18 protein-coding genes, 1 pseudogene and 1 riboswitch are annotated in these 15,384 nt (G+C 49.5%); of the genes and pseudogenes, 1 reads left to right on the top strand and 18 read right to left on the bottom strand.

The features are described 5' to 3' along the window. Positions 1 to 205: 205 nt before the first annotated feature. The 9 genes and pseudogenes from HW443_RS13880 to priA all read right to left on the bottom strand — a co-directional run. A pseudogene (locus HW443_RS13880) lies at positions 206 to 316 on the bottom strand (hypothetical protein); the annotation flags it as partial. 81 nt (positions 317 to 397) lie between these two features. Next, a complete protein-coding gene (locus HW443_RS05130) occupies positions 398 to 604 on the bottom strand; it encodes a hypothetical protein (protein WP_176236213.1) in 207 nt (68 codons plus the stop codon). Positions 605 to 962: 358 nt separating this feature from the next. Continuing rightward, positions 963 to 1,427: a transposase gene (locus tag HW443_RS05135; protein ID WP_308751062.1), complete on the bottom strand. Its 465-nt coding sequence runs from the start codon at positions 1,425 to 1,427 to the stop codon at positions 963 to 965. Between the two features lie 410 nt (positions 1,428 to 1,837). Beyond that, positions 1,838 to 2,482: a thiamine diphosphokinase gene (locus tag HW443_RS05140; RefSeq protein WP_176236949.1), complete on the bottom strand. Its 645-nt coding sequence runs from the start codon at positions 2,480 to 2,482 to the stop codon at positions 1,838 to 1,840. Positions 2,483 to 2,704: 222 nt separating this feature from the next. Continuing rightward, positions 2,705 to 2,800: riboswitch (TPP riboswitch) on the bottom strand. Between the two features lie 287 nt (positions 2,801 to 3,087). Beyond that, positions 3,088 to 3,288 (bottom strand): twin-arginine translocase TatA/TatE family subunit, encoded by a 201-nt coding sequence (gene tatA / locus HW443_RS05145; protein WP_176236215.1) that lies wholly within the window; start codon positions 3,286 to 3,288, stop codon positions 3,088 to 3,090. 116 nt (positions 3,289 to 3,404) lie between these two features. Then, positions 3,405 to 3,620, bottom strand: coding sequence for a hypothetical protein (locus tag HW443_RS05150; RefSeq protein WP_176226549.1), 216 nt, complete (start codon positions 3,618 to 3,620; stop codon positions 3,405 to 3,407). A gap of 9 nt (positions 3,621 to 3,629) precedes the next feature. Next, complete coding sequence (gene fmt / locus HW443_RS05155) at positions 3,630 to 4,640, bottom strand: methionyl-tRNA formyltransferase (RefSeq protein ID WP_176237027.1); 1,011 nt, start codon at positions 4,638 to 4,640, stop codon at positions 3,630 to 3,632. A 2-nt stretch (positions 4,641 to 4,642) separates the two neighbouring features. After that, complete coding sequence (gene def / locus HW443_RS05160) at positions 4,643 to 5,152, bottom strand: peptide deformylase (protein ID WP_176231771.1); 510 nt, start codon at positions 5,150 to 5,152, stop codon at positions 4,643 to 4,645. A 45-nt stretch (positions 5,153 to 5,197) separates the two neighbouring features. After that, complete coding sequence (priA, locus tag HW443_RS05165; RefSeq protein WP_176231770.1) at positions 5,198 to 7,666, bottom strand: primosomal protein N'; 2,469 nt, start codon at positions 7,664 to 7,666, stop codon at positions 5,198 to 5,200. Positions 7,667 to 7,694: 28 nt separating this feature from the next. Between priA and HW443_RS05170 the strand changes: the two genes are divergently transcribed. Then, entirely contained in the window at positions 7,695 to 7,856 is a 162-nt protein-coding gene (locus HW443_RS05170) for a hypothetical protein (RefSeq protein ID WP_176231769.1), read from the top strand. Between the two features lie 60 nt (positions 7,857 to 7,916). Here HW443_RS05170 and metK read toward each other — a convergent pair whose 3' ends face one another. From metK to HW443_RS05215, 9 genes are all read right to left on the bottom strand, one after another. Next, positions 7,917 to 9,113 (bottom strand): methionine adenosyltransferase, encoded by a 1,197-nt coding sequence (gene metK / locus HW443_RS05175; protein ID WP_176237957.1) that lies wholly within the window; start codon positions 9,111 to 9,113, stop codon positions 7,917 to 7,919. Positions 9,114 to 9,224: 111 nt separating this feature from the next. Next, positions 9,225 to 10,475, bottom strand: a complete 1,251-nt coding sequence (gene coaBC / locus HW443_RS05180) for a bifunctional phosphopantothenoylcysteine decarboxylase/phosphopantothenate--cysteine ligase CoaBC (protein WP_176237958.1) — start codon at positions 10,473 to 10,475, stop codon at positions 9,225 to 9,227. Beyond that, positions 10,472 to 10,720, bottom strand: coding sequence for a DNA-directed RNA polymerase subunit omega (gene rpoZ / locus HW443_RS05185; RefSeq protein ID WP_308751061.1), 249 nt, complete (start codon positions 10,718 to 10,720; stop codon positions 10,472 to 10,474). Before rpoZ ends, coaBC begins: the two co-directional genes overlap by 4 nt. Positions 10,721 to 10,722: 2 nt before the next feature. Then, positions 10,723 to 11,316 carry a guanylate kinase gene (gene gmk / locus HW443_RS05190; RefSeq protein ID WP_176231773.1) on the bottom strand — a complete coding sequence of 198 codons (594 nt, stop codon included), beginning with the start codon at positions 11,314 to 11,316 and terminating at the stop codon, positions 10,723 to 10,725. 24 nt (positions 11,317 to 11,340) lie between these two features. Further along, entirely contained in the window at positions 11,341 to 11,697 is a 357-nt protein-coding gene (gene mihF / locus HW443_RS05195; RefSeq protein WP_246273340.1) for an integration host factor, actinobacterial type, read from the bottom strand. 134 nt (positions 11,698 to 11,831) lie between these two features. Beyond that, positions 11,832 to 12,410, bottom strand: a complete 579-nt coding sequence (gene pyrE / locus HW443_RS05200) for an orotate phosphoribosyltransferase (RefSeq protein ID WP_176229469.1) — start codon at positions 12,408 to 12,410, stop codon at positions 11,832 to 11,834. Between the two features lie 14 nt (positions 12,411 to 12,424). Further along, positions 12,425 to 13,144, bottom strand: a complete 720-nt coding sequence (gene pyrF / locus HW443_RS05205) for an orotidine-5'-phosphate decarboxylase (protein WP_176235931.1) — start codon at positions 13,142 to 13,144, stop codon at positions 12,425 to 12,427. Between the two features lie 138 nt (positions 13,145 to 13,282). Beyond that, positions 13,283 to 13,915: a hypothetical protein gene (locus HW443_RS05210; RefSeq protein ID WP_176233297.1), complete on the bottom strand. Its 633-nt coding sequence runs from the start codon at positions 13,913 to 13,915 to the stop codon at positions 13,283 to 13,285. Next, positions 13,902 to 14,819 (bottom strand): hypothetical protein, encoded by a 918-nt coding sequence (locus tag HW443_RS05215; protein ID WP_176235929.1) that lies wholly within the window; start codon positions 14,817 to 14,819, stop codon positions 13,902 to 13,904. Before HW443_RS05215 ends, HW443_RS05210 begins: the two co-directional genes overlap by 14 nt. Between the last annotated feature and the right edge of the window lie 565 nt (positions 14,820 to 15,384).

Consider the following 15,384-nt stretch of genomic DNA (forward strand, 5'->3'; position numbering starts at 1 on the left):
CAAGTCAACTTACCCCCAATCATAGCCATGCTTTGGGCAAAGCCATCCACTTCCTTTGCAGTTAGGACATGGCCTATGAGAATACCCGGTCCATACATTCCCTTGATAAGTCGTCCCCTTGCCTTTACATGTTGGACAAGTAGTAAGTTTTGACTTACATTTTCTACAATACCCACTGCTCATACACTCACCTCTTGGTGTATCCTCAACATATGTTATACACAGGGTCATAGCCCCTTGGCGGTCTGCATCGCCAGAGGCGTTTTATGGGCCTTAAAGCCCCCTTCAAAATTCCACGTTTCTGCAGGTTCTTTCGTAGAAAAGTTGAAGCTAGGTAATTTCAAGACTCGTAACTATTAAGCCATCAGAAGTCAAGTTTTTCGAATTTTTTTTCTGTTTATCCCGTAGCTACATAGTACCACCAGGCGAACGGTATCGCAATTTGTATCTCATCTAAAGCCTTCCCAAAAGAAGTGCAGTCCCATCCATAGAATTGCTGGATCAATTCTTCATAAGATGATCCCTCAATTACCTTTTGTATCCGTAATACCTGCTCCCTTGAAAATAACCCAATTTTCAGGCGACGTGGTGCGCCGCGGTGCATGGGCGATTCCTTTATCAGTCTCGATTTCATCTATGAAAAAGCTGTGGGTCAAGTCCCATTTTTTCCTGTAAAAACGAGAAGGCCCGGCATTAGACGTTGATTATCCCCTTTTCCATACTTTCTTGCCCCATAGGCTTCTCGTCCAACTCTACCTCTCTCCTCAAAGCATCGATTCTTTTAAGTTCCAGCTCTCCCATGGGTACTCTTCTCCAGCGCCTGCGGGCTCGAATGAGAGCAGAGAAGACAAGCTTTAGGCAGCTTCTCTCAGTCCAAAAGCCTGGTATCACCTTGGTTCTTCTTTTCTCCTGTACAAAGCTCCTTTCGATTAGGTTGGTAATCCTTACACTTTTTCTGTGCCTCACGGCAGTTTTAGATGAGAAAAAAGAGCCTCTAGGTCTTCCGAAAATGAGGCCACTAGCGAGGGATGCTCCTTCTTGTGCCTCTGGATGAACCTTAGAGCTAGTTCTTTTCCCGTCTGGTAGGTAGCTGCATCTCTTACCGGAATTTCTGCCTTTATCTCTGGCCACAGGGCGGGAGGGACCTTGGAGGATAGGTTCTCCATCTTATGCACCCAGCACCTGATCCTCAAAGATTTGGAGAAAGTCTCCTCAATGGCTCGGATAAGTCCTGGAGCTCCATCGCTGGTCACGGTAAGGGGAATTCTTAGACCCCTTCTTATCATGTCCCTCAAGAACTCCAGCCAATCGGAATGACTCTCCCTCTTTCCTAAGGCAAGGGAGAGAAGAACTTTTCTTCCATCCCTTAGGCTGGCCCAAGCCACCAGGATGGCCTCCTTCGTTCCAAACTCTCTTAAGTTGTCCAGCGCCTTTTCCCCTTTTCTTACCTCTCCTTCCTCTCTTCCTCGGTCCCTGCTTGCTTTGCTGCTTTTATTTCCACCCTCTTCCTGCTTTCCGGTGCTTGTGTCCCCATGATTACACTCCGGAAAGAAGGTGTCTAGTTTTTCATAGGGTCATTATCCTTTTTGTCAGAGAGATCCACCTCTCTATCAAAATAGATTATCAATATATTGCCAATAAGAACAAAATGACTTAATAGGACTAAAAATAATCACATTTCGGAGTTTTAATAACACCCTCAAGATCCATCACCTCGCTTCCCCTCTTGCTCTCCCCTATAACTCTATTTTCTCCTATCTTCTCTTGATCATCCCTTGGTAGGGAATAGCTACTGGCACCATCCGTGTTGCCTCCTTTGCCATCTCCAAAACAAGGCCTAAGTAGTCGATCCCAGCAGCTTAACTACCAGCAAGAGCCCCTCCCCTATTCTCACCTCCCCGGGAGAAGCTGTGAGGACATTGCTGATACCACGGGGGAAGTCCAGGGTCAGCTCCCCATCGGTAAGAGCATATTTGAGGTTTTTAGTGTAAATCCCTTTAGTTACCGGGGTCAGGGAGATCAGAGAAACAGTGTCTCCTGCCCGGCCCTCGATAATCCCAAAATCTTTGATGAGGTAGATTTCCTGCACCTCGTCTATCATCCTGACTTTGACTCCTTTCAGGACCGGAGAGGCCAAAAGATAGAGGTTGGCCAGGGTGTGGTCCAGGCGGGATCCCAGAACACCGACCATTATTATCTCATCTGCTCCCCGCTCCACGGCATATTCCACAGCCAGTTGGGTATCTACTTTGTCCTTTTCCCGCTCATGAGTTATAAAAATACAGCCTTCTTCCCTCAGCTCCTTAAGAAGTCTCTCATCCAGAGAATCCATATCTCCAATGACCACTGAGGGTCTTAATCCTAACTCAAGAGCATTGTGAGCCCCACCGTCAACACAGATAATCTCATCCTGAGGGCCAAAAGAGATCAATTTGCTCAAGCCTTTTTGAACATGGCCCTTAGCCACTACAATTGCTCTCATCTTCGTCCCCTCTCCCTCAAATATGATCTCGTCCCTTTTCCGGAAAGGAAGCAGTGGTGACATATAAGGATAGATCAAGGTCCAACTGCATTTTTTTCTTCCTGTTAATTATCATTATGTAGCCATCACCCACCAATGATGGAAAATTATGGCTACCTTCCGACTTCCGAACGAACATTGGATGGCTGCCCATAAAAAAACACCCCTTGCGGGGTGCTCCTTTGAAAACTTTTTTCGTACTCCCTACGCTGGTATTACCCAGATCAGGTTCAAAGGGTATTTCTCAGCCCTCTCCCGAGAGCACCCCCCGCAAGCTATTTAATTATATAATTGGCGTTACTGTAAAAACTAGATTTTAGGTCAATTTACCATCCGATTTAGATTCGCCAGACAGAGCCTAATGAACCTCCCCGCAGCAAGCTGCGGGGTATCTGAATCATGTCCACCATCTAACAACAAAAAACTTACGAAGCAAGCTTCGAGGAATCCAACCCGTAGAGATTAATCAAATCTTGACCTTTTGGCAGTAACGCCATAATTCTCTTTTGCCTCTCAGGCCGTACTTCTAGCTTCAGGATAACTTTCGGGATAGTCCAAGAAATAGCCTAGTTCTTAATTCCCTTCTCAATTTCCTCGAACTCGCTCTGGACTTTCTTCTCCACCTCTTCGGTGGATCGTTTGAATCCTGCGATAGCCTTGCCAATGGCTTCACCGATCTGAGGCAATTTTCGGGGACCAAAGATGACCAGAGCAATGATCAAGATAATTACTAGCTCAGGTACACCCAGCCCAAATATTCCTGCCATCCTTCTCAATCCTCCCCATGCTTATTTGCAGAAAGTCAGTCTTTTCCAACTACTGTCTTCCTGACCTTTGTCTAACAATATTATAGCACAATAAATCCGACAAACAACAAGTGGGTCTACCTCTTCTCTTTTGTCATGCCGCTTGCTAGTACCCCGATAATGCGTGTGACATAAGCCCACGCCCCACGGCTAAGGGGTTTCCCATGCCGTATTTCAGAGCCGATAGTCATTTCCTCATATATGGATCTCCTTCCCCTCTCAAACTCTCCCCAGTCTCCCCTCTCCATGTAGTATTGAATGAAAGTCAGTTCCCAGTCCAGAACAGGAAGCATTTACCCGGACTATTTTTCCCTGGGGGGATAACATAAGTCTTTCACTACTGGCATATCAAGCTTTAGAGGTGTTTTTTCAAACCTATCACCAACCTGTACGTGATAGCCCCGGATAAAATCCTCTCCCCTCATCCTCTTTCTGCCAACTGGCTGAAGCTCTGTAATCCTCAGAAAGTCCTCTCCGGTAGCCACTATCAGACCCTCCGGAGAGGAAGTACCCACCACCGATCCAGGCTCAGCAGGACCCTTCGTTGCATATTTGTCCTGACCTATAACCTGGGATCCCCAGATCTTGATTATGTTGCCTCTTAGAGCAGTGCGAGCACCGGGGCGAGGGTTGAGGGCTCTGATCAGATCATGGATTCTCCTGGCCTCTTGCTGCCAGTCGATATTAGCCATTTGGGGAGTTATTTTTGCGGTATAGGTAGCCTGAGAGTGATCCTGGGGAACCGGAACGAGAGTACCCTGAGCAATTCCCTCCACGGTCTCCAGCAGAAGAGGTGGCCCTATCTGCATCAACTTCTCATAGAGATCTCCTGCTGTTTCATGAGAAAGAATCTCCACCTCTCTCTGAAGAAAGATGTCTCCCTCATCCAGAGCCGGAGTTATGAGCATGGTGGTTATTCCAGTCCTGGCTTCCCCTTCCATTATGGCCGTCTCTATCGGTGAGGGACCCCGATATTTGGGTAGAAGAGAGGCGTGAACATTGACGGACCCTCTTGGAGGAATGGCCAGCAGTTCTGGGCGCAGTATCTCTCCGTAAGCCACTACCACCAAAAGGTCTGGCCTTAGAGAGACAAGATATCCCAGAAAGTTTTTTTCGTTTACCGATGAAGGCTGAAGGAGAGAGATGCCCTTTTCCTGGCAGAATTTTTTTACCGCAGAAGGCCTGACCTCAAGGCCTCGGCCGGAAGGCCTGTCCGGGCGGGTAATAACAGCCAGAAGTCGGTGGCTGGATTCATGAAGAGCGTTGATGAAAGGAATGGGAAAGGATGAGCTGCCCAGAAATAGGAGATCCAAAGCTAAAGACCTTCCCCGCTCTGTCGGGCCATCTCCATTTCATTGATAGCCATGAGGACCCGCCTCCGGTCAACTGCGCTGGCCCGGTCGATGAAGAGAATCCCGTCCAAATGGTCTGCCTCATGTTGAATGACCCTGGCCAGAAGGCCCTCAGCGGGAAGCTGAAACTGGCGGCCCTGTAGATCATAAGCCTGAACCAAAATACTCTGGGCTCTGGGAACCGGACATTTGATCTCGTAGAGACTGAGGCACCCTTCTTCTTCCGCTACAGTGCCCTCCGCTTTGAGGAGCCTGGGATTTATCATGACTATCAGCCCCTCTCCCACATCGGCCACCAGCACCCTCTGCACCACTCCGATCTGGGGGGCAGCCAAACCCAGGCCAGGGGCAGCATACATGGTATCGGCCAGAACCGTGACCAATCTTCGGATGGAAAAATCTATCCGCGAAACCTCTTTGCATTTTTCCCTCAGTACCGGATCACCAAGTTTCCGTATTTCTTTCACAGCCATGCTAACCAGTCTCCGCTCTCCTATCCCTCATTTGATCTCGAGCAACTACATGATCCAGACAGGATCTACATCCACCACCAGACGCAGCTCTTCTTTTTTGCGCCGATAGAAGGAGCTCAGAACTTCTCTTATGAAATTCTTTTCCTGTCCGTCTCCCTTCATCTTTATAATTATATGCCATCTGTAAAAATTTTTAACCCTGGGCAGAGGGCAGGGAGCTGGACCCAGGATCTCCAGGCCTTTCTCCGCAAGTCTGGATCCCCCAAGCATCTTTTTTAAGGTTGTGCTGCCCTCCTCCGCCACCTGTCTGTCTTTGCTTAAGAAAATAAGATTTATGATCTGAGAGAAGGGAGGATAGCCCAGATCGTCTCGCTTTCCGACTTCCTCCTCATAAAAAGAATCATAATCCTGGGCCACAGCCAGTTGTACAGCATAGTTGGTGGGGTTGTAGCTTTGAACGATTACCTTGCCCTCCTTCTCCCCCCGCCCTGATCGCCCGCTTACCTGGGTTAACAACTGAAAAGTTCTTTCCGCGGCCCGAAAATCAGGCAGGTTAAGGGCAGTATCAGCAGAGACAACCCCTACCAGAGTCACGTTGGGGAAATGGAGGCCTTTGGTGATCATCTGAGTTCCTAAAAGTATGGCTCCCCTCTCCTGCCGGAACTCCTCCAGAAGTCTGAAGTGAGCCAGTTTGGGCCTGGTAGTATCGGCATCCATGCGGATGACCCGGTGGTGAGGAAAAATCTTCCTCAATGTCTCCTCTACTCTTTGGGTGCCCCCTCCCATGAGAATAAGACTGATGTTTCGGCATGCCGGGCAGAGATCAGGAGCCCCCTCTTTCCAGTAACAGTGGTGACAGACCAGAAGACGATCTTTCTTGTGAAAAGTCAGGGAGATATCACAATTGCGGCATTTGGGGACATGGCCGCACCTGGAGCAGATGAGAAAATTGGCAAAGCCTCTCCTGTTCAGGAAAAGAATGCCCTGCTCTCCCCGGCCAAGGCAGTCGCTCATTTCAGTCAGAAGAGCACTGCTCAAAAGATCGCTTCCGCCTCTTTCTTTCTTCTCCTGTTTCAGATCTATCAGAGACACCTGGGGGAGCTTCCGGCCCGGGACTCTGGTGCTGAGACTGAGAAGACGATACTCCCCCTTTCTGGCTTTATACATGGACTCCAGGGCTGGAGTAGCGCTGCCCAGAACCAGGGTAGCGCTCAAGATTTTGGCCAGTCGCACCGCAGCTTCCCGGGCATGATAACGGGGCATGACACTCTCTTTATAGCTGGGGTCATGTTCCTCATCCACCACTATCAGGCCGAGATTATTCAGTGGCGAGAAGATAGCTGATCTGGTTCCCACCACAATTTTGATTTTTCCATTTAAGATGTCCACCCATTGATCGTATCTCTCGCAAGGACTGAGCTGGGAGTGAAAGACGCCCAACTCTATGCCCAGACGTTGAGAAAAGAACTTTATCATCTGGGGGGTCAGAGAAATTTCCGGCACCAGGATGAGAACGTTGCGTCCCTGATCCAGAGCCTTTTGGGCACATCTTAGATAGACCTCGGTCTTACCACTGCCAGTTATACCTTTTAAGAGAAAAACCTGGCCATCCCCCTTCTCCAGAGATGCGCTTATTTCTTCCACAGCTCTGGCCTGCTCTATGGTCAGAGCCACTTTTCCCCCCTGCCACTCCTCATCCACTCCGTGCAGGCTCATTATGTCTCTTCGCACCCTCACCTGAGAGATGTGACCAAAACCTTTTTCCACTAATCTTTTCAGACTGGATCTGGATGACCCGGTCAGGGCCAGAAGTTCCCTTATCGCTATTCCATCACCATGAGTCTCCAGAAAACTTAAAATCTCTTCTTGCTTCCGTGATCCCTTTAGCCGGGCCCTGTCTTCCAACCTGTAGTCCTGAAGATAGACCGCCTCCTCCATCAGAAGCTCGGCTCTGGGCTCCTGGACAGTGAAGGTTCTTTTGATCAATCCCAGCTCCTCCAGTCGGCGAAGATACCTGTCAGTGCTCTTATCCGGAAAACACTTCTTCAAGTCACTTCTGGTGAGACGGCCCATTTGGGACAAATGCGTAAGAATCTGCCTATGTTTCTCTTTTAATCGCACATCAGCCTTGATGCTATCCATGTCAATTGTGGTTAGCTCAATCATTTCGGAGATCTTTCTGGCCCGGCCCGGCGGAAGAGCCAGGCGAAGGGAGCGAGAGAAGGAAGAGAGATAGTATTCAGCCATCCACCGGCAAAGGGAGATCTGATGCTTCCTCAGGATGGGGTTAGGAGGGAGAACGGATATGATTTCTTTGACCTCAGGTACAGAAGAAGAGGGTGAGATTTCCAGGACATATCCGATAGACCGACGATTCAGAAGAGGTACCAGAACCATGCTGCCCACCTTTACCTCACCCTTTAGAGATGGGGGTATGCGATAGGTCAGGCTCTGGTCAAGATGTCCGGAGGGCAGATCTACAATGACTTCAGCATACTCCTCAACTTCGGGCATGGAAGGCCTCCAGAGCAGGAAAAATAAAGTGTCCAAGCTAGTGGGCGGCCGTGCTCAACAGTTAGCCAATACTAAAACCTATCTTTCGCACCGCTCAAGTCGCCAGACCCTGCGAACCTACGGCGCCGTGGATACTCTGTCACTGAGGGCAGGGGGCGGCTATGCGCCTCTGCCTCTATTCTTGAGATAGCCAAAGATAGGTCCGGTTGATAATTCGAGATAGCTAAAGAGTCTCGTTGATAATCTGCTATTAAAGTCCAGCAGCGCGGCGCAGAACCTCGGCCTTGTCTGTGCGCTCCCAGGTGAAGTCGCGGTCCTCTCGGCCAAAGTGCCCATAGGCAGCCGTCTTTTTGTAGATAGGCCTTCGAAGTTTGAGGTCCCGGATGATGGCTCCGGGGCGAAGATCGAAATGCTCCTCTACCAGCTTCTCAATTTTTCCCAGGTCCACTTTTTCAGTATCAAAAGTATTAAGCATGACCGAGACTGGCCTGGCCACACCTATGGCATAAGCTATCTCTATTTCACAGCGGTCCGCCAGACCAGCGGCCACAATATTCTTGGCCACATAGCGGGCAGCGTAGGCTCCGGAGCGGTCTACTTTGGTGGGATCCTTGCCCGAAAAACAACCTCCTCCATGGCGGGCCATCCCTCCGTAGGTGTCCACGATAATCTTGCGGCCAGTCAATCCGGTATCCCCCATGGGTCCGCCGATCTCGAACTTGCCTGTGGGATTGACCAGTATTTTGAGATTACGATCAATGAGCTCTTCCGGCATCACCGGTTCGATGATATGTTCAAAGAAATCTGGTCTCATAATGGTATCTACTTCAACCCCCGGTCTGTGTTGAGCCGCAATGAGGATAGTATCAACCCTAATGGGCTGGCTATCCTCGTATTCTACCGTAACCAGGGTCTTGCCGTCAGGTCGCAGATAGGGCAGGATTCCGGCCTTCCTGACTTCGGCCAGCCTGTGAGCCAGTTTATGGGCCAGCATAATGGGCATGGGCATTAGCTCGGGGGTCTCGGTGCAGGCATAGCCGAACATCATTCCCTGATCTCCTGCCCCCAGAGAGGCAGCTTCTTCCTCATTTTCCTGTCCGCTCCTCTTTTCCAGGGAAACATCCACACCCTGAGCTATATCCGGAGATTGGGCTCCTATGGAAACCACCACCCCACAGGTATCACAGTCAAATCCAAACTTGGCCCGGGTGTATCCTATCTCCCGAACCGTCTCCCGAACGATGTCGGGAATCTCCACATAACAGTCTGTGGTGATCTCTCCCGCCACTACCACCAGTCCGGTCTTGACCAGAGTTTCGCAAGCTACTCTGGCCATAGAATCCTGCACGTAGATAGCGTCCAGGATAGCATCCGAGATCTGATCAGCCATCTTGTCAGGATGGCCCTCGGTAACTGACTCCGAGGTGAAAACATACCTTCTGCCCATGTGCTATCTCCTTTTTGGTAATACCTGATTTGGCCATACTAGCAGATCACAGAGGTGAGATCAATTGCCTGGAAAATAGCTTTTCATCATGGTTCGCGGATGGTGCTCGCGTCACGGGGAATTAAGATCGGAAAGCCGGGCCACAATCTCATCCATTATCGCTCTGGATATCAACCTCTTGTGAGCTCTTGGGGTCTCCCGTTGGCCACCATCCTGGTGCAGGATGGTCACCTGGTTGAACTCACTGCCGAAACCAATGTCCTTTCGAGAAATGTCGTTGACCACTATCATGTTCAGACCCTTATCCCTCATCTTTTCTCTAGCCCTTTCCAGAGCCTGATCCGTCTCGGCCGAAAATCCCACCAGAAACTGTTTTTCCTTCCCCTTTCCCATTTCGGCCAGGATATCCGGGGTGGGCAAAAGAGTGAGGGTCAGCTCCTTTCTTTCCTTCTTGGATATTTTTTCCTCCACTTTCTCGGCAGGATAAAAATCGGACACCGCGGCCGCCATGACTACGACATCCACTTCCGGAAAAACTCGCAGGGCTTCCTGATACATTTCCTGGGCTGTCTCTACCTCGATTAAATGAGACCGAACAGGGGGCGGTACGTTCATAGGCGCTTTTAGGAATATAACCTCAGCCCCCCGGGCCAGAGCCTCCTCGGCCAGATATTTGCCCATCTTGCCGGAGGACCGATTGGTAATGAAGCGTACCGGGTCTATGGGCTCTCGGGTTCCCCCGGCAGTAATCAAAAATTTCTTTCCCTTCAATTGAGTGGACCTCCTTAGAAGGACATCTATCTCCTCAATGGCCTTTTCCTCTTCTATCAGCCTTCCCACACCGTACTCTCCACAAGCCAGATCTCCCTCCTCCGGGCCCAGGAACATGACTCCCCTTTCTTCCAGAAGGGACATATTCTTCTGGGTTACCTCCTGGAGATACATGGAGGTATTCATGGCTGGAGCTATTACCACAGGAGGCCCTCCCGCCAAAAGGAGGGTGGAAAGGAGATCGTCAGCCAGGCCATGAGCCATCTTGGCGATAATGTTGGCTGTGGCCGGATAGACCAGGATCAGATCAGCCCCCCTGGCCAGAGACAGGTGCAGATGAGCAGCCAGAGGGGGACTTTCCGGAAACATAGAACTGCAGACTTCATCCAGGGTGATGGAGCTGAAAGCCAGGGGAGTGATGAACTGGCGCCCCGCCTTAGTCAGTACCACCTTTACTTTGGCTCCCCTTTTGACCAGGCGGCTGGCCAGACCTACTGCCTTGTAGGCGGCCACTGAACCAGTCACACCTAGCAGTATTTTCTTGTCCTGGAAAACGTCCTCCTGAGACACAAAAGAAGAGGAGATTGTCACTTTATCCCGTCCACCTTCCTTCTATAGGTAACCTTGTCCTGTAGAACTTCCTTAAAAGCGATAGTCAGGGGCTTGGTCGAGCTGGTCTCCACCAGGGGAGGCCGGTAGTCACACTTCTCCAAGGGGGCCTTCAAGGAGTTGAAATAGGCTCTCAACTGGCGTGCTCTGGCAGCCGCCAGCACCGCCAGGGTGAATCTGGAATCAACTTTTTCCATTAATTCGTCGATGTTTATCAGTTTAGCCATACTTATTTTGTTGACCTCCTATTCACATGTTTAAGATACTCATCCACCATCTTGCCAAAAACCTGGACCGACTCCTCTACATCTCTGTTCACGATAATCTGGTCATATTTTTTTCTCTCCAGAACCTGCTCCTGGGCTGCGCTTATCCTCAAGCGGAAACTCTCCTCATCCTCCGTCCTTCGGTTGGCCAGTCTCTCTGAGAGTATCTCCATAGACGGAGGCATAATATATATAAAGAGCCCATCTCTGGTCCAGTCCATGATCTGGGCTGCTCCCCGCTCATCGATATCCAGGATGACGTTAGCCCCTCTTTCCAGATACTCCTCCACTTCTCCTCTCAGAGTCCCGTAGAGGTTGCCCAGGTGCTCCACGTGCTCCAGAAACTCCCCCCTCTTCAGCTTTTCCAAAAATTCCTCTCGGGTCAGAAAAAAATAGTCCCGGCCATCTACCTCTCCAGCTCTCTTGGGTCTGGTAGTGGCTGAAACCGAGAACCTAAAATTCTCTCCGCCTCTTTTCTTTAAGAAGTTATTTATAATGGTCGTCTTTCCCGCTCCGGAGGGCCCGGAGACAACGATTAAATTTCCTTTTTTAGCCATCGATTCTGCGACCTACCCGGAAGATTATCTACCATGTTTCATCCTCTTCTTCTTTGAAGAGGACCTCCTGGTACGAGTATCAAGATAATCCAGCAGAGCTTCCCTTTGCCGAGAACCAAGCCCCCGGATCCTCCGATCAGGACTGATCTCCAGCTCCTCCATAATGTGCCTGGCGGATAGCTTGCCTATTTTGGGTAAGGACTCCAATATTTCTATCACCTTGATCTTGGATACGGCTTCGTTATCCATAGAGATAACTTGTTCCAGGGAAAGTTTTCCCCTTCTCAGCTTTTGCTTAATAGCCGCCCTTTCCCGCCTCAGGCGAACCGCCTTGCAAATTCCCATCTTTCGCTGCTCGGCGCTAAGCTGAGGTGCCTTCATGACTACTCCTCGTAGACGAACTTTACCATAAACCATGACAAGTACTAAAAGTTACAAATCCAAAAACTTCGTTGCTCTTCTCCCCCTCTCCTTTACTTGGTCACCTCCCGAAATGCTGTAAACCAATTAGAAAACTAATATAGCCCCCTACTTCCTGGTTTGTCAATTTGAATTCCGGCAGCACAGAGAGGACAATTTGGTGGCGGGTAGGCCTCGACTTTCATTTTGAGAAGAAAAGTTGTCTTCAGACCTGTATCCTCGGTGCTTCTATCTATAAGACAGGCCACGCCCTTTATTTCCGCTCCCCTTTCCCGGCAAAGCTCCAGGACCTCTTTGACTGACCCTCCTGTCGTGATCACGTCCTCTACCACCAGAGCTTTTTCTCCTGGTGTGATCTGGAAGCCGCGCCTTAAAGTCATGATGCCTTCCTGGCGCTCGGCAAAGACGGCCCTGCAGCCTATTTCAGCAGCCACTCCAAAGCCAATAATTATGCCTCCCATGGCCGGAGAGACCACCACATCTATGTCGTCAGGATGGTTCAGTTTCCGGACCAGCTTCTGAGAGAGGAGCTGGCAGTACTGAGGATATTGGAGAACTTTGGCACACTGGATGTAGGTATCGCTATGCAATCCAGAGGACAATTGAAAATGCCCTTTAAGGATGGCTCCAGTTTCCTCAAATATTTTCAGGATCTCCCTTTCTTCGTCCTGCAATGCTTATCATCTCCTCAAGAAAGCCCTCTCATCTCCTCGAGAATAGCTCGGGTCGCCGCCAGCCTGTCCTGGGCTTCAGTTATGGGCCGACCCACCACAATGTAGTCTATGCCCATCTTCATAGCTTCAGCAGGCGTGACCACCCGCTTCTGGTCTTGCGATCCCCAACCAGCAGGCCGGATGCCTGGCGTGACCACAATGAGACTATCTCTATATTTTGCCTTTATCAGAGAAGCTTCCTGGGCTGAGCAGACAATGCCGTCCAGCCCGGCCCGGACGGCCAGATCGGCCAGCCTGACTACTGTATCCTGGACTTTTAACCTAAAGCCCATTTCCTCCAGATCACTGTCATCCAGACTGGTCAGGATGGTAACCCCCAGAAGCAGGGGTGGCTGGACGTCTAGCCCGGTAGAGGTCTCCTTCACCTTCTCCACTGACTTATGAAGCATATTATAACCTCCCAGGGTATGGAGGGTCACCATCCTTACTCCCAGTTTGGCCACGGCGGCACAGCTTCGGGAGCCCTGCTCCGGAATATCGTGGAACTTAGCATCCAGGAAGATCTGGTAACCCAAATCCCTGACCATCTTGAGGATATCCAGACCCTGAGAGTAAATCAACTCCAGCCCGATCTTCAAAATCCCTACCGAGTTGTCCAGCTCCCGACAGAGCTTTTCCACTTCTCGGGAGTCAGACATGTCTAGGCCGACGATGAGCCTGTCTTTTGGTTCCATGTGCGAATCCTTTTCTCTATGTAGCATCATCCTTCACCATTATCTGAGTTTCAGCATGCCCAAACGAGGCCTGCATAAAGACTCGGCAACAGAACGAACTTAGCGTCACCTAGATATTTGCGTCAAAACAATGAGTGCTCATCTGATAAACCCAAAGAACCGTTCTTCCTCAACGCAACACACATACGTCCAAGAGTCGCATCCTCCAGGCACACAATTTGTAACATCAAGAATTTGCTTACCCAAAGCGCACCCAACTCTTGAAACAAGTCTGTCTCCTATGTTTTTGCCCATAGACCGTGGGGCAACTGTCCTGAGTCCCGTTACATGTTCACAGATAAGCCGGGAGTCTGGCACTCGGCAATTGGAGCATGTGTAAGGCGTTGTAAAGCCTTCGGAGTCGTCCTTCTCAAGGTCAGCAGTCTTGCACAAATAATCCCTTCCATGTTGTGCCAAGAACTGACACTGTTTGGGACCTCGTACAAGATTGTCGACTTCTGGATCATAAGACGTCATAAGCAGATCTCCGCTGGCGGGAATATCTTTGGATAGCAGCTCAGCACGCAGTTTCTTGAAGGTGATTTGCGGCAACTGTGCCAGCAACTCCTCCTTAGTTTGACCAGCCCTATTGCTCACGGCATACAGCGCTGGATGAGACATGCCCACGACCACCCGGAAACTCTCTCCGCCCTCCTTTACGCAAAACTCATAATCATAGGCAATTCTCGTTCGAGGACATCGCCCACTGTAGGTAATCTCATACTGACGCATCGCTGCTGCCCTTTCGGTAAGGAGGGACACCATACGCTAGAGGAAGGTAGCCCTGTCCGCTCAATAGTTCTACAAGTTTATTTCTTTCTTCCATCGTAAGCTGGCAAGAGGGGTCACAGTTACCAGTGAATATATTCTTAATTCTTGCCCGACCAAATTGCAGTACCATTCCAAGGTTGAGGTAATAATTGTTGCCCATAGCCCGCTTTATCTCAAGATCAGCTGGAAAGTGGTCAAAAATTGAAATTGCCAATACGTTGGGCCGGCCAGGGGCAAATTGCTTCGACTTTTCCAAAAGCTTTTCTCTGAACCGGCCTTCATCTTTATCCGTATTTCTCCAACCTAACCAATAGTCGCGTCCAGCTCTCATCATTGATTCTCTTCGATTCTTATCTTCTTCCGATTCTGCCAATACTGTCGTTTCTAGGTGTATAGATCTACCAATCAAAACAATTTCTGCATCAACATTCCTTCGCCCAACTGTCTTGGGGTAAAGACGAACTCTATCTTGCGGTAACTGAGATAGGAGATTTCCTAAAATACTAACCTCAAAAAGAGTATTCAGGCACTGGAGTCGTGTAAGCTCGCTTTTAATGTAGTTCCTGTCCTTCGCTCTAGTTGAAGGATGAGAAAAGATCTTCATTAAGCAGTCCTCAAGCTTCCTGGTTTTCCTGTAGCCGTTTTCAGGGTTATCGCAGAAAAAAATAAACATGGAATGAAGGGGTCCGCTACGGTTTAACCTTTTCATCTCGCCGATTTGTGTGCGGACATTGACAAAAAACTCATGCGTGAAAATACTACTCAACAGAGCAGAAGCACTGATGAGTTTTTCAATTGTGTATGACTTTTGTTTTAAATCGTCCCAGTAAGAAGGCATAGCTATATCATAGCTATATTCTACCACGCTCTATTATCGCCAAGTCGGCTAACACCTGTGCCTACAGAGGACAGAAAGGCCAAAACGTGACACCGCGAATCTCCACCTTGGCTCAGGTCAGTCCGAGAAATAAGGCTGTTGTTCATCTGACCTTCTGCTGACCCTTATTCTCACTTGCAAATGCTATTGATACTGTCGTAAAGAGCGCTCTCTCTGTGCTGCACACGGGGCACCCCACACTCTCCTATACCCAACTACGTTTCCTCTTCAGGGGTAGTTGCTTCCTTGTCTTTGAGCACTTCCGTAGGCTTTAAAAGTAATTGCTCAATATCCTGTGGGAGAAACAGACAACTGAGAAAAAATTTTAAAAAACACTTATTTTTTACTTGCATTCAGAACCAGATTGTGATATACCATAACACATGGAGTTCGATGTTGTATATCATGGTCGTCGCCTAACCCATAGAGACATTCTCTTTATCCGAAGACTGATTGCCAACAACCCGGATAAAAGCCGCTGGTTTATCTCCAGAGAGCTATGTCGGCAATGGGATTGGAGACAGCCCAATGGTGTCCTTAAGGATATGATCTG

It is taken from the genome of Candidatus Hakubella thermalkaliphila (genome assembly GCF_013281975.1).
Classification (GTDB): Bacteria; Actinomycetota; Humimicrobiia; order Hakubellales; family Hakubellaceae; genus Hakubella; species Hakubella thermalkaliphila.